Source organism: Flagellimonas rhodophyticola, from assembly GCF_049332665.1.
Classification (GTDB): Bacteria; Bacteroidota; Bacteroidia; order Flavobacteriales; family Flavobacteriaceae; genus Flagellimonas.
Genome location: NZ_CP186326.1, coordinates 2,727,366 through 2,754,353, shown reverse-complemented (window position 1 = coordinate 2,754,353; position 26,988 = coordinate 2,727,366). Strand labels below are relative to the sequence as shown.

Genomic DNA, 26,988 nt, shown 5'->3' with positions numbered 1-26,988 from the left:
AGTGGATTTTATCCATGCAGAAATCTCTATTGAGCTAATTCCAGAAGAAAAAAAAATCAATGGAAAAGTCACATATGAGTTTGAGGTGCTAAAAGATGTCGATTCCATTTTTTTTGATGCTCACCAAATGAAATTTTCCAAGATTTTACTTGATTCAAAAAATGTTGACCATCAAAATGATTATAGAAGATTGATTATCCAAAAGAAATTTAAAAAAGGAGTAACACATTTTATAACCCTTTCGTATACAGCTCTCCCCAAACAGACGGTCTACTTTTTGGGTTGGGAGGATAAAACTCAAGGTAACGAACAGATTTGGACACAAGGTCAAGGAAAGTACACAAGCCATTGGCTGCCAAGTTTAGATGATATGAATGATAAAATAAAGTTTGATTTGAACTTTATTTTTAAGGATGATTTAAAGGTCATATCGAATGGGAAGTTGGTGTCAAGGGATAGTTTACCTGACTCCAAAGCTTTTTTATGGAAGTTCAATATGCAAAAACCAATGAGCAGTTACTTGGTGGGTTTTGCCATCGGTAATTTTGACAAGAAAATTATTAAGTCTACATCAGGCATTCCAATAGAACTTTATTATGAACCCAAAGACAGTTTAAAAGTTGAGCCGACCTATCGATACACCCAACAGATTTTCGATTTTTTGGAAAACGAGATTGGAGTACCTTACCCATGGCAAAACTATAAACAGGTTCCAGTCCAGGACTTTTTATATGCCGGAATGGAGAATACTGGAGCTACCATTTTTTCAAACACCTTTATGGTGGATTCCATTGCATTTACGGATAAGAATTATGTCAATGTCAATGCTCATGAGATGGCCCACCAATGGTTTGGGAACTTGGTAACGGAACAAAGTGGAGAACACCATTGGTTGCATGAGGGGTTCGCCACCTACTATGCCTATTTGGCTGAAAAAGATATTTTTGGCGATGATTATTTTTACTGGCATTTACTCGAAACAGCGAACGCTTTAAACAATTTTTCAGGGGAAGGAAATGGAGAGGCTCTAACGGACCCAAGTGCAGGAAGTCTTACATTTTATGAAAAAGGAGCCTGGGCACTTGTAATGCTTAGAGAAAGAGTAGGGGAAATGAACTTTAAACAGGGCATTAAAAACTACTTGAATAAGTATGCATTCCAAAATGTTACCATTTCCGATTTTATGTGGGAAATGGAAAAAGCCTCCGGTATGAAGCTCGTGGATTTTGAAGAAACATGGTTGCAAGAATCCGAATTTCCTTTTGAAGTTGCACTTACCTTTTTAAAAGAAAAGAGTAACTCTATAAATATGTTCTTATTGGCAAAGAAAATGAATGCGGAAGCTTATCAAAAGGGAGAACAGGACTGGTTTACTTGGTTTTGGAATGATTCGGGTCCAAAAGCGTTCAAAAGAGAATATATATTTGATTTTATTGAGCATATTCCGGATACCATACTTCAAAGGATTGTCCGAAATGAACCTTTGGAGGTCAGACAGGCTGTGTCATTGGCCGTAAAAGACGTCTCTAAAGAGTTACAAAAAGCATTCGAGTCAATGCTTTTAGACAAAAGTTATGTGACACAAGAAAACGCTCTTTTCAAACTATGGGAGTCCTTTCCAGATGAGAGAGGAAAATATTTGAACCTAACGCAAGATATTGTTGGACTTCCAAATAAAAATGTTCGACTTTTATGGTTGACACTGGCTTTGGTGACTCCTGAGTATAATGAAACTTCAAAACCACAATATTTTGATGAATTAAGCGGGTATACAGGAGCTGAGCATCATTTTGAAGTAAGACTACTAGCCTTTCAGTACCTAAAGGGTATAGGCGCCTATAATGATCAGGTGGTTAAAAATTTGATTGAAGCATGCAACCATCATGTATGGCATTTTAAAAAATCGTCCAGAAAAATGCTCAAAGAATTTTTAAAAGAAGGTAAAAATAAAGAAAGGCTCATGGGTATATATCCGACCCTTAGTTTGGAACAACAACAATATGTAGACAAAACTCTAGGTAAATGAGAGCATTGGTAATTTCAGGGGGAGGCAGTAAAGGAGCTTTTGCAGGTGGTGTTGCTCAGTTTTTGATTCAAGAGGCACGACATGAATATGATTTGTTTGTTGGAACCTCGACAGGTAGCTTGCTTATTTCTCATTTGGCTTTGAACAAACTGGATAAGATTAAAGAAATCTATTCCAATGTGAACCAAAAAAGTATTTTCAACAATTGTCCTTTTCTGATTAAGAAGAAACATGGGGTCGAAATTATTGCGATCAACCATTGGAATGTTCTCAAAAGCTTTATCCGAGGAAAAAAAACATTTGGGGAAAGTGAAAACTTACGTAAGCTTATTCGAAGGTCGGTGACTCCAGAAGAGTTTGAACAATTAAAACATGGCAACACTGATGTTGTAGTAACGGTTTCCAACCTTTCTTTGAACCAAGTCGAGTACAAATCCGTTAATGATTGCACCTATGAAGAATTTTGTGACTGGATCTGGATTTCATCCAATTACACTCCATTTATGAGCTTGGCTCGGCGCAATGGATGTGAATATGCAGATGGAGGATTGGGCAGCTTGGTCCCTATAGAGGAAGCGGTAAGAAGAGGTGCCACCGAGGTGGATGTCGTGGTACTGCACACCGAAGTGAATTACCTGAACAGGATGCCAGCAAGGAATCCGTTTGAATTGATGACCACCATCTTCAGTTTTATGCTCGACCGCATTGAAAATCAGAATATTCGAATTGGCAAATTAGTGGCCAATCAAAAAGATGCCATTATTAATTTTTATTATACACCTACAATTTTAACCACAAACTCCTTGGTTTTTAACAAGGAGCGAATGACTCTTTGGTGGAAAAGAGGTTATTTATATGCCAAAAATAAAAATGAAGAAACCAGTCCTATAGATCCGGATCATATGGACTAGGAATTACCAAAGTTCGCCCACTTCCTTTTTTACATATGCCAAAGCGGTTGCCGAAGGAGATTGTTTTTCCATGGTTTGGTTCAGAATATCTTCACGCAATTTATCAGGAGAATCAGTTTCGCTCATTCCCGCAGAGCGAATAATCTGAATAGTAGCATTTTTAGCCGCCTTTATAATGTTCCAACATTCTTCAGACATGTAGATTTGTTGCGAAAGATTATGCTCAAATTCCGTTTCCACTTGTTTTATGAGTAGATTTTCATAATCACCTTTGCTCTTTCCTTTTGGAGCCACACGCACCACCAAACTATTGATAGCAATACGTTCTAAAAAAAGCACCATTCGTTCATAAGCTTGCAAACGGATAGGGAGCGTATCTTTTTGAGCATCTTTGTGCAACAGGAAACGTCTTCGGCCATCTTCATTTCGCGTATGTAATCTAAAAAAATAAAAGGCTACAGCTCCGGTCACAACTGCCGGTAGCAAGAAGCCGAAAAGTTGAAAGATATCATCTCCACTCATAGGATAGTTTGTTTTTGGATTTTATAGAAACTACAACGGATGAAATATTCAAAAAGTATACAGTAAAATAGTATTCTTATAGCCCTTTGGTTAAACGATCTTTGGCCTTGTCATAAAACTCTTTATGATCTGGCTGCAAGCGAATCAGGATACCTTCCTTAAAATTCCCATCTTTTACGGAAACGCTCAAAGCATCTGCAGGAACTTTTGAAACAGCTATCAATTCCTTGGAAACTGATGCTGCTTGATCCAAGGTAACCGCAAATTCCCCTGTAATATTCAACCCCTGTATCTCTGTTTTAAGCGTAGGGTTGGCAAGAACCACTTTACCTACATTTGCCAACCAAGCTTTACCCTCATCGGTTAAATCGGATGCAGTGTCAGCACCAAACAAAGTAGTAAGACTGTTAGATATTACAATGGCACCTTCATTGACATCAGCATTTGCACCCTCCCCAAGAGTTTGCTTTACTCGTGACAGTAGAACAATTGCTGTGGAATCGTTGGAGGCTATCATTTCATTTAAGATACTGAGCTGTTTCTCCTTTCGTTCCAAAGCAGCTAATGTCTTGTTGACATTTTCACTATTCTTCTTAGAAAGTTCTGAAAAGCTGCTTAGATTTTGCAGCAAAGTGGCATTGGCATCACGTAGACTAACATTTTCAGTTTCCAGCGTCTCTGCCTTTGCTTTACTCGATGAAACCTCTCTTTTTTTCTCAGCTAGTTCCTGTTCAACATCCTGTATATTGGTTTTTAACTCTTCAATCTGCTCAAATAGCTCACTCTTCTTTTGAGAGAATCCAATTGTAGTTATCAAAAAGCAAAAGATAATGGGTAACTGTTTTTTCATAAGTAAGTACTATTTGGTTCGATGTTTATGCGGCTCAAAATTAGGGTGTTTTTTCGGAAGTTGTTTTACCTCCCAAATAAACACAATCATAAAACTCCTGCATTGAGGTAAAAGGCACCTCTTTTTTCTTGTACCCATAAACTGCTTCAAGATCACTGCTTAGATAGTCATCATCAACATTTACTTGAATATCGTTCATGCTAAATTGACATGGGTGCTCGTATCCTGCAGCATGGGTAATCTCTAAAAACTCTTTTCTAAATGTCTTAAAGTATTGAGCCAATCTGTCTGATTTTAAAGGAACGCTGATGCCTTTTTGTAACCATTTACTCTGTGTGGCGACCCCAGCAGGACATCTATTGGTATGACATATTTGGGCTTGGATGCATCCAATGCTCATCATAGCCTCGCGAGCCACATTAATACAATCAATACCCATGGCAAAAGCCATGGCCGCTTTGGCTGGAAAACCTAATTTTCCACTTCCAACGAAAACTATGCGATCCGTTAACTCCTTATCCTGGAATATTTTGTAAACTGAAGCAAAGCCATAGACCCAAGGTAGTGAAACATGGTCTGCAAAACTAGGTGGCGCAGCGCCGGTTCCTCCCTCACCGCCATCAATGGTTATAAAATCGGGACCTTTCCCCGATTTTTTCATCAAATCGGCCAGTTCTTCCCATTGACCCACTTTTCCTATTGCCGCTTTTATTCCAACAGGTAAACCTGTTTCATTGGCGATGTCCTCAATTAGCTTTAATAACTCCGGAATTGAATTAAAAGCTTTATGCGTAGCAGGAGAAAGGACATCTTTTCCCACTTCAACTCCTCTAATCTTGGCAATTTCTGGTGAGATTTTGGCTCCAGGAAGCACTCCTCCCTTTCCAGGTTTTGCGCCTTGGGAAAGTTTAATCTCGATGGCTTTTATGCAAGGGTTTTCATCCACCAAAATTTTCATTTTCTCCATGGAGAAGTTACCCTCCCTTGAACGGACCCCGAAATAACCTGTTCCGAAATGAAAGATAACATCCCCTCCATGCTTATGATATGGAGAAAGTCCTCCCTCTCCAGTATTGTGATAGGCTTGACTTTTTTTGACTCCTTTGTTCATGGATTCTACCGCGGTAGCAGACAAAGAACCAAAACTCATGGCCGAAACATTGATTGCGGAGGCTGGCCTGTAAGGCTTTTTCCGTTTATTATAAGCTCCTATGACTTTAGCACAGGGTAAAAAATACGAATCCAGTTGATTGGGATGATTTTCAGGTATTTGATATCCAATCATCGCATTTTTTACAAAAATATGCTGATGCGCATAAATGTCTCGATCCGTTCCAAAGCCTTCGTAATTATTTTCTTTTTTGGCTGAGGCATAAATCCATCCTCTTTCTATGCGGTTGAATGGAAGCTCTTCACGATTGTTGGCCACAAAGTATTGCCTCATTTCTGGACCGATACTTTCCAACCAATACCTGAGATGCCCAACTACTGGAAAATTATGGCTTATGGTATGTGATTTCTGAAAGAAAACATCCCGAATAGCCACCAAAGCCAAGAAAATCAAAACCCAAATCCACCAAGAAACGGAATTCAAAAAATCCAAAATAGATTCCATCTACATATTCATATAGTCCAAAGTAAGTTCGGTCATCGCTTTAACGCCTAAAAGCAAACCACTATCGTCAATTTTAAAATCGGGAGTATGATGTGGAAAAGATTCTGTGGTCCCGGGAGTCATTCCGCCTAAGAAAAAGTAAAGACCAGGTACTTTCTCTTGAAAATAGCTGAAGTCTTCTGCACCTGTAATGGCTTTATGTATGCTCACATTTTCGTTGCCAGCAACTCTTTTCAAAGTTGGAGCCATCATTTCAGTTAACTCTAAATGATTATAAGTGATGGCAGTAGAGGTCTGAATATCAATAGTTGCTTCACCTCCATAAACTTTGGCGATAGCCGGAACCATTTCCTCCATCCGCTTGTTTATTTGTTTTTGCATATCATAATCCAAAGTTCGAATGGTACCGATCATTTCAGCGCTTTCCGGGATGATATTGGAACGGACACCACTGGTGATTTTACCAACAGAAATTACCGCTGCTTCATTAATCAATTCTGTCTCTCGACTAATAATGGTCTGAAGACCATCAATGATTTTTGCACTTATTAAAATAGGGTCCACACCGCCCCAAGGTTGGGAGCCATGGGTCTGTTTCCCCTTCACATTGACTACAAAACGTTGAGCGGCCGCCATACTTCCGCCTGGTTTGTATTTTATGTTGTTTATAGGAGTTTGAGAATTGATGTGAAGACCGAAAATGGCATCGACATCCGGGTTGGTAAGCACCCCCTCTTTTACCATTAACAAAGCACCACCTTCTTCTCCGGGTGGTGGACCTTCTTCAGCGGGTTGAAAAATGAACTTCACAGTTCCTTTGATTTTATCCTTGTTTTTGGATAAAACTTCGGCAACACCCATTAGGATAGCAGTGTGGGTGTCATGGCCACAAGCATGCATTACCCCGACTTCCTTGCCCAAAAAAGTCGATTTTACGTTTGACTTAAATGGAAGATCGTTACGTTCTGTAACAGGAAGCGCATCAATGTCTGCTCTAAGGGCAACCACCTTTCCGGGTTGATCTCCTTTTAACAACCCAACTACCCCTGTCTTAGCAACCCCTGTCTGAACCTCAATTCCCAGAGATTTTAGATGCTTTGCAATTTTTTCGGCAGTCTTGAATTCTCGGTTACTGAGTTCTGGATTTTGGTGGATGTCTCTTCGCCATTCAATGACCTTGTTTTCAACAGCAGTGTAGTCCTTATCCAGATTATGGTCCTGAGCCCATATAGAAAGACTGGTTAGCAGTAGTGTTAATGTTAGAGTTTTGCGCATTTGTTTGAGTTTAGAATTTTATAAGTTGATAACCTTCGTTTTGCAATTGTATAAGTGCCGTCATAGCCGAAAGTGAAATTTTTACTCCTGGAATAAGATCTTCTTTTGGAAAGTCTCTTGATTTTGATGATTGACCACATAGTATCACCTCAACCCCGGCATCCATAAGATCATGTATCATTTCGAAATTGGGATTAAAGACACCATATCGACTATTGTATGCTTCATTTTTAATGATGTCTTTGGAAGCTTTGTTATGAACCACCAAGGCAACTTTCAATTGGGATTTTGGAACACCACTTTGGGCGTGCATATTTAAAAAGCGAGCTGCCGTTTCAATGGTTTTGTTGATTTCGGTATGTGACTCGGGGCTGTTCATAATATCAAAAACTACTTTGAATTCTTGATCAGCATTGGTCTTAAAGTCTGGGTTGTCAATTTTATGGACTTTGCCAAAGTCAATTATAATGGGACCGGCTTCAGGGCTTTGGGAGAATAAAGTGTGGTTAAAAAAAAGAGTGAAGAAAAGTAAAAATGAAAATAGGGGTCTTGCCATATTTTTTTAATTTCCTAAATATATTCAATTCCAATTAAAACGTAATCGTGTTTATAAGTATTAACAGGATCATTTTAGCATGAAACCATTATTGGCTAATTTCACATCTACTTTTTAAACACCTTACGGTTTGAGTACTTTTTTGGATGAATTGAACGATGCCCAACGGGCACCGGTGCTGCACAAAGATGGCCCATTAATGGTGATTGCTGGAGCGGGCTCTGGTAAGACTCGTGTATTGACCTATAGAATTGCCCATTTAATGGAGCAAGGTGTCGATTCGTTTAATATTCTTGCATTGACTTTTACCAACAAGGCAGCTCGCGAAATGAAAAAGCGTATAGCCACCATTGTTGGAAATTCTGAAGCCAAGAGCCTTTGGATGGGGACTTTTCACTCCGTTTTTGCCAAGCTGTTACGTTTTGATGGGGATAAATTAGGTTACCCGAGCAATTTCACCATTTATGACACGCAGGATTCCCAACGTCTGATTGCTTCCATTATCAAAGAGATGGGACTAGACAAGGATATTTATAAGTATAAGCAAATTCAAAATCGGATATCGTCTTATAAAAACAGCTTGATTACGGTTAAAGCCTATTTTCAAAACCCAGAACTAGTTGAAGCGGATGCCATGGCCAAACGACCAAGACTTGGTGAGATTTACCAAAACTATGTGGATCGTTGTTTTAAGGCTGGAGCCATGGATTTTGATGACTTACTGCTCCGCACCAATGAACTATTAACCCGTTTTCCGGAGGTGTTAATGAAGTATCAGGACAGGTTTCGCTACATTTTGGTTGATGAGTACCAGGATACTAACCATTCACAATACTTGATTGTCAAAGCACTTTCAGATCGATATCAAAACATATGTGTAGTGGGTGATGATGCCCAGAGTATCTATTCGTTTAGAGGAGCCAATATCAGTAATATCCTTAATTTTCAAAAGGACTATGATGATGTTGGGATGTATAGGTTGGAACAGAATTACCGTTCCACAAAAAATATAGTCAACGCAGCCAATTCGATCATTGCAAAGAACAAAAACCAATTGGAAAAGGTGGTCTGGACTTCCAATGATGAAGGGAATAAGATAAAAATCCACAGAAGTATTACTGATGCGGAAGAGGGTAGGTATGTGGCAAGCTCCATTTTTGAAAACAAAATGCAGCTGCAAATGCCGAATGGTGAGTTTGCGGTGTTGTACCGAACCAATTCTCAATCAAGAGCTATTGAAGATGCTTTGCGCAAACGAGATATCCCTTATCGCATCTACGGAGGGCTTTCTTTTTATCAGCGGAAAGAAATTAAGGATGTGTTGGCCTATTTGCGAATGGTTATCAATCCAAAAGATGAGGAAGCTCTAAAAAGGATCGTTAATTTTCCAGCTCGGGGTATTGGTCAGACTACCATTGATAAATTGGTAGTGGCCGCTAATCATTATGGCCGTTCCATTTTTGAGGTGATGGAACATTTGGATAAACTCAATTTAAAAATCAATGCAGGCACCAAACGAAAGCTGGAAGATTTTGTGACAATGATCAAAAGCTTCCAAATTATGAATGAGGGATCTGATGCTTTCAACCTTGCTGAACATGTATCCAAGAAAACGGGACTGTTGTTGGAGTTCAAAAAAGATGGCACTCCAGAAGGTATAGCACGGATGGAGAACATTGAAGAGTTGTTGAACGGAATCAAAGATTTTGTTGAAGGGCAAAAAGAACTGGCCGATGCAACAGGTAGTCTTACAGAATTTTTGGAAGATGTGGCTCTTGCCACTGATATGGACAAAGATACAGGAGATGATGACCGTGTTGCTTTGATGACGATTCATTTGGCAAAGGGTTTGGAGTTTCCATATGTTTATATTGTAGGTATGGAGGAAGACCTTTTTCCTTCAGCTATGAGCATGAACACAAGAAGTGAACTGGAAGAGGAAAGACGTTTGTTTTATGTCGCATTGACTCGGGCCGAAAAACAAGCGTATTTAACCTATACTCAAAATAGATACCGTTGGGGAAAGTTAATTGATGCGGAACCGAGTCGATTTTTAGAGGAAATAGAAGAGCAATATGTTGAAAATCTTACTCCGGTCAGTGATGGGTACCGCTACAAATCCATGATTGACGCCAATATCTTTGGCGAGGTGGACAAGAGTAAACTTCGGCAGATAAAACCTAAAAATGGAACCCCGCCCAGCGTACAAAAACCCAACGAAAACCAGCTTCGTAAGCTCAGAAAATTAAAACCAGAAATTGCCGCACCAACAAACAATACCAATACCGTTGATCCTAATTTAGCAGAAGGTGCCTTGGTGAATCATACTCGATTTGGAAAGGGTAAAATTTTGAAAATTGAAGGAGTTGGAAATGATAAAAAAGCCGAAATCAAATTTGAGCGGGGAGATGTGAAGAAACTGCTTTTGAGATTTGCCAAATTAGAGGTTTTGGAAGGATAATTATCCCCGATGGCCATGCAAAGTCTTCGCAATGGCCATAATCTTTGTTACTTTGTAGAAAATGAGAATTGTTGATGGCCGAGCTCATAAAACTTTTTGAGGAAAACCCAAATCCTCGTCAGATTGAAAAAATTGGAGCGATACTCCGAAAAGGAGGATTGATTATTTATCCGACCGACACGGTTTATGGTCTGGGTTGCGATATCACAAATTCAAAAGCACTACAAAAAATAGCTCGGATTAAAGGGATAAAGTTGGAAAAAGCCAATTGGTCCTTTGTTTGTCCTGATTTGAGCAATCTATCTGATTTTGTACGTCAAATTGATACGGCTACGTTTAAAATTTTAAAACGAGCATTGCCAGGACCGTATACATTTATCCTTCCTGGCAATAATAATCTTCCCAAAGATTTTAAAAAGAAGAAGACCGTCGGTATTCGTGTTCCTGACAATGCCATTGTAAGTGCCCTAGTCACCGAATTAGGGAACCCTATAGTTTCAACCTCTATTCGGGATGAGGATGATATATTGGAATATACCACAGACCCAGAGCTTATTTATGAAAAATGGCAAAATTTGGTGGATGTGGTCGTTGATGGGGGATACGGCGGAAATGTTGCTTCAACGGTCGTAGATCTTTCTAACGGATACCCTGAGGTTGTTAGGGAAGGCAAGGGAAGTATTGATATTTTCTAAAATAAAAAAAAGCGGCCCAGAGACCGCTTTTTCATACTATATATAGAAAGACTAGTTTCCAGAACCGCCGATGGCTGGATCTTTCATTCCTTCTTCTATCATACTGTAGAATTGGTCAATTTTTGGCAATACTACAATACGTGTTCTTCTGTTTTTAGCTCTGTCTGCTGCTGTGTCGTTAGACGCCACAGGAATATAATAACTTCTTCCAGCTGCGGTCATACGCTTGGGGTCAACATTGAAATCATTTTGCAATGTTCTAACAATGGATGTCGCTCTTTTTGCACTCAAGTCCCAGTTGTCAACAAGAGCCCCACTGCCTTTATAAGGTACATTATCTGTATGTCCTTCAACCAAGAATTCAAAATCTGGTTTGTTGTTCACAACCTTGGCAACTTTACCAAGAACGTTTCTAGCAGCGCTTGTGATGTTATAACTTCCACTTCTGAACAATAGTTTATCAGAGATGGATACATATACCACACCTTTTTCTACACTAACCTCGATGTCTTCATCATCCAAATTTCCAAGAACACCTTTTAAGCTCTGAACCAAAGCAAGGTTTACAGAATCCCTTCTTGTAACCGCATCTTGTAATTTCCTAATGGTAAGGTCCTTTTCACGAAGACTCTCCAAAGATTTCTCAAGGTTTTCAGCACCTTTGGTAGTAAGTGTAGTTAAATTGCCCATGTTGTTGATCAACTCTTGGTTGTTGGCTTTCAAGAAAGCGTTTTGATCTTCAAGAGTCTGAAGTCTGGACGAAGCTGTAGCTTTTTCTTCCAAACAGTCATTTAACTTAACTGTTGCAGAATTTAATAGGTCTTGGGTTTCTTTGTGCTTGGCTTCCAAATCGGCATATTTCTTTTGAGATACGCAGGAAGTCAATAAAATTGCCATAGATAATGTTCCTAGGAAAACTTTTTTCATAATCGTGGTAATAAGTTATAGATATGTTTGATTTTCTGGATTAAAAACGAGACCAAAATTATGTAAAATGCAATGTTTGCGTGGTCAGGCGTAGTTAATCTTTTACTAAAATGTTAAAATTCTTTACTTGATGTACGAAATGGGACCAGACAATGGATGTCGTAGAATAGTATTTTTGCAAAAAATTAGCTTTTTCCCTTTTGCCGTAAATCTTTCTAAAATTAATATAAAAACTTATATGCGCTTTGATTATCGCTAAACAATGATTGAACTTAAATTGAAAAACAAATCGCAGTCCAGCTATTCCATCCAATAATAACCTTAAAATTATGATTGAAAGCGCTCTTTTGCCGGGCAGATTTTTGGTTATGGAGTACAAGGAATTCCGAAAATTCAAAAAGGTTTTCTTTGGGTCCATGTTTTTTAGTGTGGAACCTCCAAGATGGTATACATGACTTTCTCCAACATAATAGACCTTATGACCAGCATTTTTTGCTCTCCAGCAAAGATCTATTTCTTCCTGGTGGGCAAAGTAGTCTTGGTCAAAGCCGTTTAAGGATTTAAAAACATCACTTTTGATAAACATACAGGCCCCCGTCGCCCAGAAGACTTCTTTGGTATCATTGTACTGTCCCTGGTCTTTTTCAAGTGCCTGAAATATTCTTCCCCTACAAAATGGATACCCCAGCATATCAATAAATCCACCAGCTGCGCCAGCATACTCAAAATATTCCCTTCGATTAAGGTCCAAGATTTTAGGTTGGATAATAGCCGCTTCCTGTACGTCTTTGAACGTCTTCAAAATAGGATTCAACCAATTCGGAGCAACTTCGACATCGGAGTTTAAAAGACAGTAGATATCTGCGTCGATAGTTTGCAGTCCATCATTATAGCCTTTGGCAAAGCCCCCATTAGTTGAATTTTGCACAATACCTATCTGAGGATATTCACTACTAACAAAGGCAACGGAATCATCTTCACTGGCATTGTCAACGACATAGATGCCCGCTTCATCGGAATGAGCGATTACAGTTGGAAGAAATCGTTCTAGCAAGGCTTTACCGTTCCAGTTTAATATGACTATGGCAACTTTCAAAACGGCAGCAAATTAACGGCTAAAATCAGGAATTTCCTTCAAAAACAAATATTTTTCTTGTTCCAGGTCCATTTTACAATAATAATGCTCCATTCCATTGGTAACCATAAGGTAGTTTGCCTTCAAGCTGAGATTGTATTGCGCTATTTGATCAAAAGTGGTTTGGTCAATTTTAACTTCTGGTGCTTTACATTCTACCAAAATATCAATATGGCCATCGGGTTTGAATACAACAATATCGTATCGTTTCTTCAAATTGTTTACCGTGAGCTGTTTTTCCACATTGATGATACTCTGCGGATAATTTTTGGTGAAAATCAAAAAATGAAGTACATGTTGGCGTACCCATTCCTCAGGTTGTAGCAGGACAAACTTTTTACGTATCAAGTCAAAAATATGGAGGCTATTTTCGCTACTTTTGACTCTAAACCGATACTTGGGAAAGTTCAATGATTGCATTGGACAAATTTGATGATTTTTTCTGAATGGACCGGATAAAGGAAATTGTGAACCATATTGACGAAGGCAATCCAAAACCTATATATTTTTTAATGGGGGAGGAGCCCTATTATATTGACAAGATATCGCAATACATCTCTGAAAATGTATTGGCTGAGGAAGAAAAAGGATTCAACCAAATGGTATTGTATGGAAAGGATACAAGTGTTGATGAAGTCATATCAAATGCAAAAAGATTTCCAATGATGGCTGAACATCAGGTGGTGATTGTAAAGGAAGCACAACACCTATCTCGAAACATTGAAAAATTTGTTTCATATGTTGAAAATCCCCAGCCTTCGACCATATTGGTAATCTGTTACAAATACAAAAAACTGGACAAACGCAAGAAGCTTTACAAAGCCATTCAAAAAAATGGGGAGCTTTTTGAAAGCAAAAAGCTTTATGAAAACCAAGTTTCCGAATGGATACGTCGTACGCTTGGTGGTAAAAAGTATAGGATTGAGCCAAAGGCTGCAGTATTATTGGTAGAATATTTGGGTGCTGACCTAAGTAAAATCAATAATGAACTGGATAAATTGTTATTGGTAGTACCCGAGGACACAGAGATTACCTCGAAACTGATTGAAAAGCATATCGGTATCAGTAAGGATTTCAACAATTTTGAATTGAAAAAAGCTATTGGTGAACGGAACATACGAAAAACAGTCCGTATTATTGATTATTTCGCCCAGAACCCAAAGGATAACCCTTTTGTTGTTACCATTTCTTTATTAAGTACCTTCTTCACTCAATTATTACAGTATCATGGGCTTAAGGACCACTCTCCTGGTAATGTTTCTAAGGTACTCGGAGTCAACCCCTATTTTGTGAATGAATTCACTACAGCTGCCAAAAATTATCCCATGAAACGTGTTAGCAGCATTGTCTCAGGATTACGCCAATTGGACTTAAAGAGTAAGGGCGTAAATGCCAACAATTTATCACAGGCAGATTTATTGAAAGAATTACTGATCCAAATAGATTGATTCTATTTTTTGTCTACGCTATACTTACCAGGACCTAAAAGAAAAATAACCACGAAAACGGTAAGATAAAGCAAAGCCAATTCCTTTTTACCCAGAGGATCCGAAGCATGAACGATAAAACCAGCAACAAACATGGTAATTGCAGATGGAATTGCGGCCCACCTTGTTTTAAATCCAATAATCAATAAAATTGGACAAACAAATTCACCAATTACTGTCAAAAATAGAGAAGGGGCTTGACCAATACCAATGGGGTTCAAGAATTCAGTGTTTCCACTTATAAGCTTTTGAAGTTTTGGATAGCCATGTGTCATTAAAAGTGCAGAAGGAACTATCCTGAGGAGGGCAAGACCTAGATGGATTAAAAGACTATTTTTCATTAGGGGGATTTTAAATTTACGTGAATGTATAAATTATGTCGCGAATAATAAGAAAAATCGAATGGAAATTGACGGTTGCCATCTTCATTAATTCCACAATTTTGTTCAGCGGATTTGGCAATTTAGCTGCACTCTGTAATCTTAATATAGTATGTTCGCCCTAATGGAAATACTTGGGAAAACTAAAACTTATCATTACCTTGTTTCACACTTAATTATTTCAATCAAAAAACAATAAATCACAGTCATGAAAAGATACTTTATTCTTATTGCCGTGGTCGTATTGTGTATGCAATCGCAATACGGACAAAACTTTCAGTTCAACGCCAGCGAAATAGAAATTCCATATGAGCAATTTAATTTGCCAAACGGACTCACTTTGCTTGTTCATGAAGACCATAAAGCCCCGATTGCCGCCGTGAATGTGTGGTATCATGTGGGATCTAAAAATGAGAAACCAGGAAAGAGTGGTTTTGCCCATCTCTTTGAGCATCTCATGTTCAACGGTAGTGAGAACTATAACAAGGATTACTTCCAGGCACTGGAAAGTATAGGTGGTACCGATTTAAATGGGACTACAAATACGGACAGGACCAATTATTTTCAAAATGTACCGGTATCAGCCCTTGACCAAGTACTGTTTTTAGAATCTGACCGTATGGGACATTTACTAGGAGCTGTAGATCAAGAAAGATTGGATGAACAGCGAGGTGTGGTTCAAAATGAAAAAAGACAAGGAGAAAATCAACCATATGGGAAACAATGGAACTATTTGACCAAGGCCATGTACCCCAAAGGGCATCCTTATTCCTGGACAGTTATCGGGGAAATGGAGGATTTAAATGCAGCTTCAATGGAAGATGTTCAAGAATGGTTCAAGTCATATTATGGTGCAGCAAATGCTGTCGTAGCTGTTGCCGGTGATGTCAATCCGGAAGAAGTACATCAAAAGGTTTTAAAATATTTTGGAGATATTCCCGCAGGGCCGACCATTGAAAGACAGGAAGTGAATATACCTGAACGAAATTTCGATACTTATCAGGTTTATGAAGATAGAGTGCCTGAGACCAGAGTACTGTTTGCTTGGAACACCCCACAGTTTGGCGATAGGGAAGATTTACATTTTGATTTGATCTCTTCAATTCTTACTAGCGGGAAAAATTCAAGGTTGTACAAGAAATTTGTTTACGAAGATCAGACTGCTAGTGCTGCCGTTTCTTTTCAAGCATCAAGTGAAATAGCTAGTAGATTTATTACTTGGTTGAATGTTAAGCCGGGTCAGGATTCGGATAAACTTAAAAGCCAACTGGAAGCCGAAATTCAGAATTTTTTGAGAGAAGGTCCTACGGAAGCTGAATTGAAAAGGGTAAAAGCAGCCTATTTTGCCAATTTCATAAAAGGACTTGAACGTATTGGTGGATTTGGTGGAGTTTCGGATATTCTTGCCTCCAACCAGACCTATTTTGGAGACGCTTCGTATTATAAAACGCGTTTGAAATTTATTGAGGATGCTACAATTGAAGACCTGAAAAGCACCGCGAATAAATGGCTATCCAAAGGAAAACACATTTTGGTATGCAAACCATTTCCTGAATATACAGTGCAAAAAAGTACGGTTGACCGTTCCAAACTTCCAGAATTGGGGGAACAAAAGAGTTCTAAGTTTCCAGCTTTGGAAAAAGCACAACTTTCCAATGGACTAAACGTTGTGCTAGCTAAGCGCACAGGAGTCCCAACTGTGGTGGTTAACCTTGTGGTCAATGCGGGGTATAAGACCGATCATTTGAGTAGTCCGGGAACCGCACAACTTGCCATGAATCTTATGGATGAGGGCACTAAGAATCTGAATTCCTTGGAAATCAGTGAAAAGTCGGAACTTTTAGGAGTAAGTCTAAGTACGTTTTCAAATCAAGATCAGTCCAATGTGTTTATGACAACTTTAAAGCAAAGTTTTGATGCTAGTCTTGAGTTGTTTTCCGATGTTGTGTTGAATCCGATTTTTCCGCAGGCAGAATTTGACCGTTTACAAAATGAGCAAATCAATAACATCAAAAATGAAAAGGCACAACCAGTTTCCATGGCATTAAGGGTAATGAATAAATATATGTATGGTGAAAATCATCCGTATAGCAATCCATATACTGGCACAGGTTATGAGAATACCGTTCAAAAACTGACTAGGGAAGATGCCGTCAAGTTTTATGACACCTGGGTCAAACCTAACAATGCAACCATTATTGTCACTGGCGATATTGAAATGGATGAGTTAAAATCAAAGCTTCAAAAGAGTTTGGGCAAATGGAAGAAAGGAAATGTACCTGCTATTACATTTAGTGCCCCAAAAACAAACTCTAAAAACACTTTGTATTTAATGAACAGGCCAGAATCCCAGCAATCCGTTATTATTGCGGGCCACTTGACGGAGAAATATGGTGGGGTTTCTGAAATAGCATTGGAACAGATGGTGAGCATTCTTGGAGGTGATTTCACGTCAAGAATTAATATGAATCTTCGTGAAGATAAGCACTGGTCTTATGGAGCCGGAGGGTTTGTTTTAGGCTCCAAAGAAGAACGTCCATTTATCGTATATGCCCCTGTTCAAACCGATAAGACATCAGAATCAGTGGGTGAAATCCGCAAAGAAATTTCAGAATTCATTTCTACAAGACCGGCAACACAAGAAGAGTTGGACAAGGTAAAAACGAATCAGGTATTGAGCTTGCCAGGACAATGGGAAACCAATAGTGCTGTAAATACATCCATTCGTAATTTGTTGAGATATAATTTACCAGATGATTATTATGAAACCTATGACCAAAATGTTCGAAGCCTTTCCCTTGATGCTGTTCGTGAGGTCAGTAAAAAAGTTGTAAAACCAGAAGCCGTAAACTGGTTTATGGTAGGAGATAGGGCAAAAATTGCGTCGAAATTGGATGAATTGGGATTTGACAACATAATTGAAATAGATGCAGATGGAAATCCTTTGGTACCTGCGATGAAAGAGCAGGAAATTGAACTTAAAAACTAAAATAAAAGCCCGCTTTAAGCGGGCTTACTTTTATCTGAGTGTTGGAAATTCCTCCGGATTCGTTTCGTTCATGATTTCATAAACTTTTTCAAAAATATCTTCCGCGTTGGGTTTGGAAAAGTAGTCCCCATCAGAAGCATAAGCTGGCCTATGTTCTTTAGCTGTGAGTGTTTGTGGTGCACTATCAAGATATTGGTAACCATTTTGTTTCTCAAGGATTTCTTGCATCAAATATGCAGAACAACCACCGGGGACATCTTCGTCTATAATAAGTAGTCTATTTGTCTTTTTTAAACTTTTTGCCACATTGTGGCCAAGATCAAAAGGAAGAAGTGATTGTGCATCTATTACTTCGGCATCAATTCCCACTTCGGATAATTCAGCAGCTACTTTTTCTACAATACGCAGGGTTGAACCATAAGATAGTAGTGTAATATCGGAGCCTTCTTTCATGACTTCAACTTCACCAATCGGGGTGCAGAACTCGCCAAGATTTGAAGGTTTCTTTTCTTTTAAACGATAACCGTTAAGACTTTCAATCACTAGGGCAGGTTCATCACTTTTCATCAAAGTATTGTAAAAACCTGCTGCTTGGGTCATATTACGTGGAACAAGAATGTACATGCCTCGTAACAGATGGATGAGTCCTCCCATAGGTGAACCTGAGTGCCAAATACCCTCCAATCGATGACCGCGAGTCCGAATAATCAAAGGAGCTTTTTGTTTGCCCACGGTGCGGTACATCAATGTCGCTAAATCATCACTTAATGTCTGTAATCCATAAAGGATATAGTCAAGATATTGAATTTCCGCAATAGGTCTTAATCCTCTTAAGGCAAGTCCGATACCTTGTCCAACGATTGTTGTTTCTCGAATTCCCGTATCTGCAACGCGTAGCGCTCCATATTTTTTCTGAAGTCCTTCTAGGCCTTGGTTTACATCTCCAATGTTACCTGTATCCTCGCCGAACACCAAGGACTCTGGATATTTTTCAAATAGCGCATCAAAATTGTCTCTTAAAATGATTCGTCCATCGACCATTTCAGTTTCTTCAGAAAATACTGGTGTCGAAGGGGCAACATTTATGGCGTTATTCTGCAATTCGCTATAAAGATGTGAACTGAACTTGGGTTGTGATGTACTTAAAAATTGATTTATCCAAACTTGAAGTGCCCGTTTCTCTTCCGTTGACTCCCCTAAAAGATAGCGAAGTGCTTTTCTGGATTTGGAGGCCAAGTCTTTCTTCAACGGCTCTTCAATGGCAATAAGGTCGTTCTTAACTTTTGAGATAAAAGTCCGATTCGGACTTTTGCTAGCGGCAGCTTCCAAAAGCTTTACCAATTGTTTCTTCTCATCAAGATGAGGTTTAAGAAATTCTGACCAAGCTTCCTTTTTTGCAGCCCTTACTTGCTGTTTTATTTCTCTTTCAAGACTTTTAAGCTCTTCTTCAGTGGCAATATTATTTTCTATGACCCATTCTCTGAATCTTTTATTGCAGTCATTTTCACGTTCCCACTCCAAACGTTCTTGTGACTTATATCGTTCATGGGATCCAGAGGTTGAATGACCCTGAGGTTGCGTGAGTTCGGTCACATGAATGAGTACAGGAACGTGTTCTTCCCGGGCAATATCCGACGCATTTTCGAAAGCATGGATTAAAGCGGTGTAATCCCACCCCTTAACCTTTAAAATCTCATATCCGTCATTATCCTCATCTCGCTGTAGCCCTTTTAGTACCTCAGAAATATCTCCTTTGGTTGTGTGGAACTCAGAAGGAACGGAAATACCGTAATCATCGTCCCAAACACACATTACTAGAGGTACTTGCATTACGCCAGCGGCATTGAGAGTCTCAAAAAAGTGGCCCTCACTGGTACTTGCGTTGCCTATTGTTCCCCAAGCAACTTCATTTCCATTGTTGGAAAAATTTGTCTGATCTATTTCCTTAAGGTTGCGATATAGTTTTGATGCTTGTGCCAATCCAAGAAGACGAGGCATTTGTCCTGCGGTACACGATATGTCCGCACTGCTATTTTTTTGTTTGGTCAAATCTTTCCATGAGCCATCTTCATTTAAACTATGGGTTACAAAATGGCCTCCCATTTGACGGCCTGCACTCATAGGTTCTTTATCCAGATCTGTGGTGGCGTACAAACCGTGGAAAAACTCTTTTGGACTTAGGTTGTCCAAGGACATCATAAAAGTTTGGTCTCTGTAATAACCACTTCTGAAGTCCCCATCTTGAAAAGCGCGCGCCATAGCCAATTGAGGCAGCTCTTTTCCATCTCCAAAAATCCCAAATTTTGCTTTACCGGAAAGTACCTCCCGTCTTCCAAGCAAACTACACTCCCTGCTGGTGACGGCAACTTTATAATCCCTCAGAATTTGAGACTGAAAATCATCAAAGGAAATATCATTGCTTGTCTTGGAATCAGGTTTCATAGGCTATGCAGGATTTTTTGCAAAATTACTAAAATACATCGGTATTGGCAATACCTAGCCATGTTAATAATGTGATAATATGACAACAAAATCAACGTTTGAAAACAAAATTTTCAAATTTTGTGTTTTTTAAGGCATGTTTTTTGGGAATATGGCAATTAAAACCACTTTCTAGTGAATAGGCCAATAAGTGTTCTGGGGCTTATGGTCACAATAAATCTGATACGTTCTCCGTAATCGTTATCCGCAATTTCCCATCCTCGGTTGGAATATACAGGAAAGTAAAGTTCAAAATAATCGGTAACAAGATTCAAACGGATACCAGAGTCATACACAAAACGAGCATTTTCACCACGATTGCGAATATATCCTATATCGCCATAAGCTTCAATCCATCGCCAAATGTTGGTGCTAGCGTTCATGGTAGTTATCCAATCGTTTGCAAAAGGGTTTTCAAGTGTTGATTTAAAACCTCCTTCTGCAATGATAATTTGTTGACTGTAGATTCCTGAATTTTCTGAACGACCGAGATAATTCAAGTCAAATAAATAATCAGTTGGACGATCTAAGGCAAAACTGAAAAAATCGGAATTCGTCTTGTTTCTCAGAAACTTACCAGCATAGAATCTGAGATTTAACTGTCTATTGCTCTGAAATAGTTTACGGTATTCAAATTCAAAAGCAAGCTTGCTAAACTCACTTGAATGTTGTGCATCGAGAAACCAAGAAGAATAGTTTAATATGTTGTTGTCAAAATCTCGGAACCGGACGTTAAAAACGGCATAATCTGGGTCTGTATCGATTTCATCTGCTATTGCATCATCTATGTTCCTAAAAACACTTCTATACCTAAAAAGCAGGGATTGCCGTCGATTGGACATTAAATTATCTGGTCTCCATCCAAAACTAATTGCCGGAGTAAGTGTTGTAAACCTTGAATTAACCTGAAAGTGGGAGGTAGAACCCGAAAAGGAATAATTGGAAACATAAAGACCACTTTTGCCATGGTATTTTCTATACCGTAGACTTGCCTTTCCTACCAAAGTCTTTTCTAGGAAGGAGTAGGTAGGACCAAAATCGTATTGAAAAGGTCTTTCTAAAAAAGTCTTATTATAGATTCTAAGCCCTGGAGTTATGCCATCATAGACATTGAAGTTTGCTATAGGTACGTAGAAAACTTGATTATAGTTGGGGTCTTCGGTATCCTTGAAAAATTGAAACTTTAGTTTTTTATTGCTGGAAAAGAATCCATTTAACGTCTTCCAGTTATCACGTTGGTTAAACTCCGGAATCTTTTGATCATAGTTAAGTACTAAACGGTCTTCACCTTTTCTGGGGATGGTAAAGACGCTTGAAGTGTCAATATCCGTAAACCAATAATGAGATACGACCGAATCTTTTTGAAGTCCGAAAAGCGAAATCGGAACTTTTGTACCTCTTTTATTTTTTATAACGAAGGTGATGGAATCCTCGGTTTTTTCCACCTTCTTTATTTTGTAATCTATTTTTTTTCGTGTGGACACGTACTCATCAAAAAACCAATCTAGGTTTTTATCTGAAAATCGTTCTATCTCAACCCTAAAGTCCTCTGCTTTCACATTCGAGTTTAAGTTGTGGGTTTTATAAAAGGAAAGAATACTGCTGTCGATTTTCTTTTCTCCAAGATACTCCGCCAAATATGACATTCCCAATCCTGCTTTGTAACCGTTGGCTATTTTTTGGTTGAACTTAATCAAAGAATCGTTGGGAGTTGTAAGTGCCTGATCAATGTTTTTACGGGCTGAAAGCATGCTCAGCAAGGCATACTGTTCATTAAAGTCCATTTTCGCCAAGTGGAAACTTCGAAACCCCCAAAGTCGAGAAAGCTTACCGGCCAGTTTTTGGTCTGGATAGTATTCCTCAACATATTTTATCATTAGATAATTCGCAATTGCATCACTGACCCATCGTTCTTGTCGAGGATCTAGAAACATAGTTTCTTTCAAAAAACTGTGCAAAGCAGTCTTTAAAAATTTCATTTCAAATTGAAACTGCGCCTCATAAGGCCTTATAAAGGAGGGTAGTTGATTTATACCATAGAGAGGTGATTTATTATAGGCAAGATTACTGACCAATAAACTTTTATGGGGCATACGACCAAGGTTCTCGAATAAAAAATCTGAAATCCGATTGATTGAAATCCCCTGGGAGATATTATTGTACTTATTGGAATCTAAGTCGGTGACCACTGTCATGGTTCGGGTAACATGCTTGGTAAATTCTTCTCTAGGATATAAAATAACCTCACAGCTCTTCCTGTTCTCCCCAACAAGTCTTGTGAATTGTCCCCCCGGGAATTCAGAGTTGCCATTAGAATCAAAATTGGTGGCCAAATGCAATCCTTTAGGGTAAATGAAGTCTATAGAGGTATTGGTGACATCAGTATATAAATCATCTAGATCCATATTGTCATAGAGCTTCCATTCGTCGGTGTAAACAGCAGGGGTCAAATACCAATCCCTTAGATAATAATCTCCATTTGGGCTATGACCGTAAGAAGTAAACTTTGAGTGCGGTAATTTTACGTTATACGTGAAAAAAAGCTGTACTGATTCACCTGGTTGCAAAATCTCATTTAACTCAACTCGGAGAACATCCTTGTTCTTATAGTGACCCCATTCCAATCCAGTGTAGTTGGCATCCACAATGCTCATCATTTTGGTATACCCCCTTTCTTTGTCTTTGGCTAAATGCAAACTTCGCTTAAACTCTTCCGCAAAGCGTTTTGCGAGGGCGGTGTTCTTGTTGGCATATGCGTGATTCCAATCATTAAAATACAATACGGAAAGCCCATCTTTCGAATCGTTTACATAGGTAAACTTTTGCTTGATTTGGATTTCCTTACCGATACCCTTCAAAGTGGCATTGATTTCATTCGTGTGTTGAGCCAATGCAGAAAGGCACAACAAAAAATGAAGCGCAATAGTTATTTGTAATGAAGGTTTCTTACTCAACAAGAGTCGTTGTATTAAAAGTTAGGACTAAGATTTCGTCCTTTGTAGAATGCGTCAATGATTTGGACCACCTCGTCTGCAGTATCAACAATTTTAATTAAATCCAGGTCATCTGGACTTATATTTCCAGCTGTTAACATGGTATTCTTTATCCATTCGAAAAGTCCGCTCCAGAATTCTGTGCCAACTAAAATGATGGGGAATGTATGTATTTTATTCGTTTGGATCAGCGTGATGGCCTCGAAGAGTTCGTCGAGCGTTCCAAAGCCTCCTGGCATGACCACAAACCCTTGTGAGTATTTGACAAACATCACCTTTCGAACAAAAAAGTAGTCAAAATCAAGACTTTTATCAGCATCGATGTATGGATTGTCATGTTGTTCAAAAGGAAGGTCGATATTCAGTCCCACAGAGGTTCCCCCCGCCAAGTTTGCACCTTTGTTACCGGCTTCCATGATTCCTGGACCACCTCCGGTTATGATTCCATAGCCTGCTTCAGCAACGCTTTTGGCTACTTTTACAGAAAGCTCATAAAAAGGTTCTCCGGGTTTGGTACGTGCCGAACCAAATATGGAAACACAAGGTCCTATCTGACTCATTTTTTCAAAACCATTGACAAATTCCCCCATGATTTTGAATATTGCCCATGAATCGTTCGTCTTTATTTCATTCCAACCTTTGTGGTGTTGTTCTTTTCGCATAATTCTATTTTTAATCAGACCGCAGGGGCTATTTTTCTTTTCGCATTGTCCAACTCCTTCTTCAAGAACTTGGCTGTATAACTTTTATTGTCTTTTGCTACCTCTTCAGGGGTGCCTTTGGCAACTATCATTCCGCCTCCTCGGCCACCTTCGTAACCGATATCAATGATATGGTCCATCATTTTTATGACGTCCATATTATGTTCAATGACCAAAATGGTATTTCCTTTGTCCACCAATTGGTTTAAAACTTCCATCAATACCCTAATATCTTCAAAATGAAGTCCTGTTGTAGGCTCATCCAATATATAAAAAGTATTTCCGGTATCTCTTTTTGAAAGTTCAGTCGCCAATTTAACCCTTTGAGCTTCACCTCCTGAAAGAGTGGTGGACTGTTGTCCCAAAGAAATGTACCCTAGTCCTACATCTTTAATGGTCTTTAACTTTCGGTGTATTTTAGGAATGTTTTCAAAAAATTCAACAGCTTCATTGATGGTCATTTCAAGTACATCGGCAATGGATTTTCCTTTGTATCGAATTTCTAAGGTCTCCCTATTAAAACGTTTACCATTGCAAGTTTCGCATTCAACATATACATCCGGCAAGAAATTCATTTCAATGACCTTGAGTCCACCTCCTTGACATGTTTCACACCTGCCACCCGCGACATTGAAACTAAACCGACCTGGTTTATAACCTCTGATCGTCGCTTCGGTTGTCTTGGAAAACAGTGCCCGTATTTCGCTGAACACGCCCGTATAGGTTGCTGGATTAGATCTTGGTGTACGGCCAATAGGAGATTGGTTAATGTCAATTACCTTATCGGCATGTTCCAAACCCGTAATTTTTTTATAGGGCATTGGTTTTTTAACCCCATTAAAATAATGGGCATTCATAATAGGGTAAAGCGTTTCGTTAATCAATGTGGATTTACCACTCCCAGAAACCCCGGTGACCCCAATTAATTTACCCAAAGGAAATTCAGCGGTCACATTTTTTAAATTGTTTCCTGTGCAACCAGAAAGGACAATTTTTTTTCCGGTTCCTTTTCTTCGATTTTGTGGAACGGGTATTACCAGTGCTCCTGTAATGTACAGTGCGGTAAGTGTATTATGGTGCTTCAGGTCCTTGGGTTTACCTTCTGAAATAATCTCACCGCCATGTCTACCTGCTTTCGGGCCTATATCAATAACATGGTCAGCATGTTCGATCATGTCCCTGTCGTGCTCAACCACAATAACCGAGTTGCCTATATCGCGAAGCGATTCTAAAGAATTGATCAAACGTTCATTATCGCGCTGGTGCAATCCTATGCTCGGTTCATCAAGAATATAAAGCACGCCTACAAGCTGAGATCCTATTTGTGTCGCTAATCGAATTCGTTGGGCTTCGCCCCCCGAAAGGGATTTGGAACTGCGGTTCAATGAAAGATAATCTAAACCTACGTCCAACAAAAATCGAATTCTGGTTTTGATTTCTTTAATGATTTCCTCGGCAATTTTCTTTTGATTTCCTTCAATTGTACTTTCCAGTTGTTCAAAGAAATCCGCCAGTTCAGCAATATCAAGCTTGGCCAGCTCTGCTATGTTCTTATTTCCAATTTTGAAATAGAGTGATTCCTTTCGTAGACGAGCGCCTTCACAGTTAGGGCAGGAGACCCTATCCATAAAATCCTTGGCCCATCTTTTAATAGAGGTGGCATTGGCTTCTTCGAACTGGGTTTTGATAAAATTGGAAATACCCTCGTAATCAATCTTGTACTGTCTCTTTACACCCAAAGTTTTTGAATCGACCTCAAAGCTGTCCTTCCCTCCATTTAGAATTACATCCATGGCTTCTTTGGGAATCTTGGAAATAGGGTCGGAAAGATTAAACTTATAGCGTTGGGCAATAGTTTCTAGCTGTTTGAATGCCCAAGACTTCTTGTATTCTCCGAGAGGTGCGATTCCACCTCCGTTAATTGATAGTTTTTTGTTTGGGAAAATCTTCTGTTCATTCACCTCATGCACATGACCCAAACCGTTGCAAACTGGGCACATTCCCTTTGGCGAATTAAAGGAAAATGTATTTGGCTCTGGAGTAGGATAAGAAATACCGGAAGAAGGACACATTAAGTCCCTACTAAAATATCTGGGTACTCTTTCACCTTCTTCTAAGACCATGAGCACATTATCACCACTGTACATAGCAGTGTTTATGGTTTCATTGAGTCTTTTATGGAAATCTTCACTTTCACTGACCTTGAGTCTATCGATGACGATTTCTATGTCGTGTGTCTTGTAACGGTCAACCTTCATGCCTTTAGTGATGTCCATAATAACACCATCCACGCGTACCTTAACAAAACCTTGTTTGGCAATTTGCTCGAACAATTCACGATAATGACCTTTTCTTGATCTAATCACCGGGGCTAGAACATTAATCTTTTTGTCACGATACGAATCAATGATAAGGTCCTTGATTTGTTCATCGCTATAGCTTACCATTTTTTCTCCGGTATTGTAACTATAGGCATCACCAGCCCTGGCAAACAACAAACGTAAAAAATCATAAACTTCGGTAATTGTTCCTACCGTAGACCTTGGAGATTTTGATGTAGTTTTTTGTTCAATGGCAATTACTGGAGAAAGGCCATCAATTTTATCCACATCAGGCCTTTCCAGACCTCCTAAAAACTGTCTTGCATAGGCGGAAAAGGTTTCAATATACCTGCGCTGTCCTTCAGCATATATGGTATCAAAAGCGAGAGAAGACTTTCCACTTCCGGAGAGGCCTGTGATTACTACGAGCTTTTCCCTAGGAATGGTAACATCAATATTTTTAAGGTTATGGACCCTTGCGCCCTTAACCTCAATATGTTCTTCGTAGTCAATCATAAAAAATATAGCAAAACTTCAAAAATAGCGATTTGAGCGTTAAAAATGAAGTTGGTTTGGGTTTCGTTTTTGTGAATTGTTGACTTATTTTTATAACCTCTTGGAATTAATCCAAAATAAGATTTAACATTGGATATTACCCATAAT

At 39.0% G+C, this 26,988-nt stretch carries 19 protein-coding genes; 6 read left to right on the top strand and 13 right to left on the bottom strand.

The window, feature by feature from the left end; translation table 11 throughout:
* The first annotated feature begins 1 nt into the window (after nucleotide 1).
* Nucleotides 2-2,026, top strand: a complete 2,025-nt coding sequence (locus ACOKFG_RS12350) for a M1 family metallopeptidase (protein ID WP_422861373.1) — start codon at nucleotides 2-4, stop codon at nucleotides 2,024-2,026.
* Complete coding sequence (locus ACOKFG_RS12345; protein ID WP_298789967.1) at nucleotides 2,023-2,937, top strand: patatin-like phospholipase family protein; 915 nt, start codon at nucleotides 2,023-2,025, stop codon at nucleotides 2,935-2,937. Before ACOKFG_RS12350 ends, ACOKFG_RS12345 begins: the two co-directional genes overlap by 4 nt.
* 3 nt (nucleotides 2,938-2,940) lie before the next feature.
* Here the strand turns inward: ACOKFG_RS12345 and ACOKFG_RS12340 are convergent, their stop codons facing one another.
* The 5 genes from ACOKFG_RS12340 to ACOKFG_RS12320 all read right to left on the bottom strand — a co-directional run bounded on the left by ACOKFG_RS12340 (nucleotide 2,941) and on the right by ACOKFG_RS12320 (nucleotide 7,755).
* On the bottom strand, nucleotides 2,941-3,459 hold the full coding sequence (locus ACOKFG_RS12340; RefSeq protein WP_298789965.1) for a hypothetical protein: 519 nt from the start codon (nucleotides 3,457-3,459) through the stop codon (nucleotides 2,941-2,943).
* Nucleotides 3,460-3,535: 76 nt separating this feature from the next.
* Nucleotides 3,536-4,309, bottom strand: coding sequence for a hypothetical protein (locus ACOKFG_RS12335; protein WP_298789962.1), 774 nt, complete (start codon nucleotides 4,307-4,309; stop codon nucleotides 3,536-3,538).
* Nucleotides 4,310-4,349: 40 nt separating this feature from the next.
* Nucleotides 4,350-5,924 (bottom strand): FMN-binding glutamate synthase family protein, encoded by a 1,575-nt coding sequence (locus tag ACOKFG_RS12330; protein ID WP_298789960.1) that lies wholly within the window; start codon nucleotides 5,922-5,924, stop codon nucleotides 4,350-4,352.
* Complete coding sequence (locus tag ACOKFG_RS12325) at nucleotides 5,925-7,199, bottom strand: amidohydrolase (protein WP_298789958.1); 1,275 nt, start codon at nucleotides 7,197-7,199, stop codon at nucleotides 5,925-5,927.
* A 10-nt stretch (nucleotides 7,200-7,209) separates the two neighbouring features.
* Nucleotides 7,210-7,755, bottom strand: a complete 546-nt coding sequence (locus tag ACOKFG_RS12320; protein WP_298789956.1) for a DsrE family protein — start codon at nucleotides 7,753-7,755, stop codon at nucleotides 7,210-7,212.
* Nucleotides 7,756-7,885: 130 nt separating this feature from the next.
* Between ACOKFG_RS12320 and ACOKFG_RS12315 the strand changes: the two genes are divergently transcribed.
* A complete protein-coding gene (locus ACOKFG_RS12315; RefSeq protein ID WP_422861372.1) occupies nucleotides 7,886-10,216 on the top strand; it encodes an ATP-dependent helicase in 2,331 nt (776 codons plus the stop codon).
* A 74-nt stretch (nucleotides 10,217-10,290) separates the two neighbouring features.
* Nucleotides 10,291-10,911 (top strand): L-threonylcarbamoyladenylate synthase, encoded by a 621-nt coding sequence (locus tag ACOKFG_RS12310; RefSeq protein WP_298789952.1) that lies wholly within the window; start codon nucleotides 10,291-10,293, stop codon nucleotides 10,909-10,911.
* A gap of 51 nt (nucleotides 10,912-10,962) precedes the next feature.
* Here the strand turns inward: ACOKFG_RS12310 and ACOKFG_RS12305 are convergent, their stop codons facing one another.
* From ACOKFG_RS12305 to ACOKFG_RS12295, 3 genes are all read right to left on the bottom strand, one after another.
* Complete coding sequence (locus ACOKFG_RS12305; protein WP_298789950.1) at nucleotides 10,963-11,838, bottom strand: flagellar motor protein MotB; 876 nt, start codon at nucleotides 11,836-11,838, stop codon at nucleotides 10,963-10,965.
* Nucleotides 11,839-11,932: 94 nt separating this feature from the next.
* Nucleotides 11,933-12,934 (bottom strand): glycosyltransferase family 2 protein, encoded by a 1,002-nt coding sequence (locus ACOKFG_RS12300; protein ID WP_299173491.1) that lies wholly within the window; start codon nucleotides 12,932-12,934, stop codon nucleotides 11,933-11,935.
* A gap of 12 nt (nucleotides 12,935-12,946) precedes the next feature.
* Entirely contained in the window at nucleotides 12,947-13,393 is a 447-nt protein-coding gene (locus tag ACOKFG_RS12295; RefSeq protein WP_298789947.1) for a type I restriction enzyme HsdR N-terminal domain-containing protein, read from the bottom strand.
* 26 nt (nucleotides 13,394-13,419) lie between these two features.
* Here ACOKFG_RS12295 and holA point away from each other — a divergent pair, with 26 nt between their 5' ends.
* On the top strand, nucleotides 13,420-14,421 hold the full coding sequence (gene holA, locus ACOKFG_RS12290) for a DNA polymerase III subunit delta (protein ID WP_299173489.1): 1,002 nt from the start codon (nucleotides 13,420-13,422) through the stop codon (nucleotides 14,419-14,421).
* A gap of 2 nt (nucleotides 14,422-14,423) precedes the next feature.
* Here the strand turns inward: holA and ACOKFG_RS12285 are convergent, their stop codons facing one another.
* On the bottom strand, nucleotides 14,424-14,801 hold the full coding sequence (locus tag ACOKFG_RS12285; RefSeq protein ID WP_299173486.1) for a DoxX family protein: 378 nt from the start codon (nucleotides 14,799-14,801) through the stop codon (nucleotides 14,424-14,426).
* A gap of 247 nt (nucleotides 14,802-15,048) precedes the next feature.
* Here ACOKFG_RS12285 and ACOKFG_RS12280 point away from each other — a divergent pair, with 247 nt between their 5' ends.
* A complete protein-coding gene (locus ACOKFG_RS12280) occupies nucleotides 15,049-17,829 on the top strand; it encodes a M16 family metallopeptidase (protein ID WP_299173484.1) in 2,781 nt (926 codons plus the stop codon).
* 30 nt (nucleotides 17,830-17,859) lie between these two features.
* Here ACOKFG_RS12280 and ACOKFG_RS12275 read toward each other — a convergent pair whose 3' ends face one another.
* From ACOKFG_RS12275 to uvrA, 4 genes are all read right to left on the bottom strand, one after another.
* Nucleotides 17,860-20,271 carry an alpha-ketoacid dehydrogenase subunit alpha/beta gene (locus tag ACOKFG_RS12275; RefSeq protein ID WP_422861371.1) on the bottom strand — a complete coding sequence of 804 codons (2,412 nt, stop codon included), beginning with the start codon at nucleotides 20,269-20,271 and terminating at the stop codon, nucleotides 17,860-17,862.
* 158 nt (nucleotides 20,272-20,429) lie between these two features.
* Complete coding sequence (locus ACOKFG_RS12270; RefSeq protein WP_422861370.1) at nucleotides 20,430-23,264, bottom strand: metalloprotease; 2,835 nt, start codon at nucleotides 23,262-23,264, stop codon at nucleotides 20,430-20,432.
* 14 nt (nucleotides 23,265-23,278) lie between these two features.
* Nucleotides 23,279-23,965 (bottom strand): TIGR00730 family Rossman fold protein, encoded by a 687-nt coding sequence (locus tag ACOKFG_RS12265; RefSeq protein WP_299173478.1) that lies wholly within the window; start codon nucleotides 23,963-23,965, stop codon nucleotides 23,279-23,281.
* Nucleotides 23,966-23,979: 14 nt separating this feature from the next.
* Entirely contained in the window at nucleotides 23,980-26,841 is a 2,862-nt protein-coding gene (gene uvrA / locus ACOKFG_RS12260; protein WP_422861369.1) for an excinuclease ABC subunit UvrA, read from the bottom strand.
* Nucleotides 26,842-26,988 lie beyond the last annotated feature (147 nt).

What these genes read in the sequence shown, in the direction of transcription:
- ACOKFG_RS12345 (WP_298789967.1), top strand. Translation starts at nt 2,023, where the DNA reads ATGAGAGCATTGGTAATTTCAGGGGGAGGCAGTAAAGGAGCTTTTGCA.
- ACOKFG_RS12340 (WP_298789965.1), bottom strand. Translation starts at nt 3,459, where the DNA reads ATGAGTGGAGATGATATCTTTCAACTTTTCGGCTTCTTGCTACCGGCA.
- ACOKFG_RS12335 (WP_298789962.1), bottom strand. Translation starts at nt 4,309, where the DNA reads ATGAAAAAACAGTTACCCATTATCTTTTGCTTTTTGATAACTACAATT.
- ACOKFG_RS12330 (WP_298789960.1), bottom strand. Translation starts at nt 5,924, where the DNA reads ATGGAATCTATTTTGGATTTTTTGAATTCCGTTTCTTGGTGGATTTGG.
- ACOKFG_RS12325 (WP_298789958.1), bottom strand. Translation starts at nt 7,199, where the DNA reads ATGCGCAAAACTCTAACATTAACACTACTGCTAACCAGTCTTTCTATA.
- ACOKFG_RS12320 (WP_298789956.1), bottom strand. Translation starts at nt 7,755, where the DNA reads ATGGCAAGACCCCTATTTTCATTTTTACTTTTCTTCACTCTTTTTTTT.
- ACOKFG_RS12310 (WP_298789952.1), top strand. Translation starts at nt 10,291, where the DNA reads ATGGCCGAGCTCATAAAACTTTTTGAGGAAAACCCAAATCCTCGTCAG.
- ACOKFG_RS12305 (WP_298789950.1), bottom strand. Translation starts at nt 11,838, where the DNA reads ATGAAAAAAGTTTTCCTAGGAACATTATCTATGGCAATTTTATTGACT.
- ACOKFG_RS12295 (WP_298789947.1), bottom strand. Translation starts at nt 13,393, where the DNA reads ATGCAATCATTGAACTTTCCCAAGTATCGGTTTAGAGTCAAAAGTAGC.
- holA (WP_299173489.1), top strand. Translation starts at nt 13,420, where the DNA reads ATGGACCGGATAAAGGAAATTGTGAACCATATTGACGAAGGCAATCCA.
- ACOKFG_RS12285 (WP_299173486.1), bottom strand. Translation starts at nt 14,801, where the DNA reads ATGAAAAATAGTCTTTTAATCCATCTAGGTCTTGCCCTCCTCAGGATA.
- ACOKFG_RS12280 (WP_299173484.1), top strand. Translation starts at nt 15,049, where the DNA reads ATGAAAAGATACTTTATTCTTATTGCCGTGGTCGTATTGTGTATGCAA.
- ACOKFG_RS12275 (WP_422861371.1), bottom strand. Translation starts at nt 20,271, where the DNA reads ATGAAACCTGATTCCAAGACAAGCAATGATATTTCCTTTGATGATTTT.
- ACOKFG_RS12265 (WP_299173478.1), bottom strand. Translation starts at nt 23,965, where the DNA reads ATGCGAAAAGAACAACACCACAAAGGTTGGAATGAAATAAAGACGAAC.
- uvrA (WP_422861369.1), bottom strand. Translation starts at nt 26,841, where the DNA reads ATGATTGACTACGAAGAACATATTGAGGTTAAGGGCGCAAGGGTCCAT.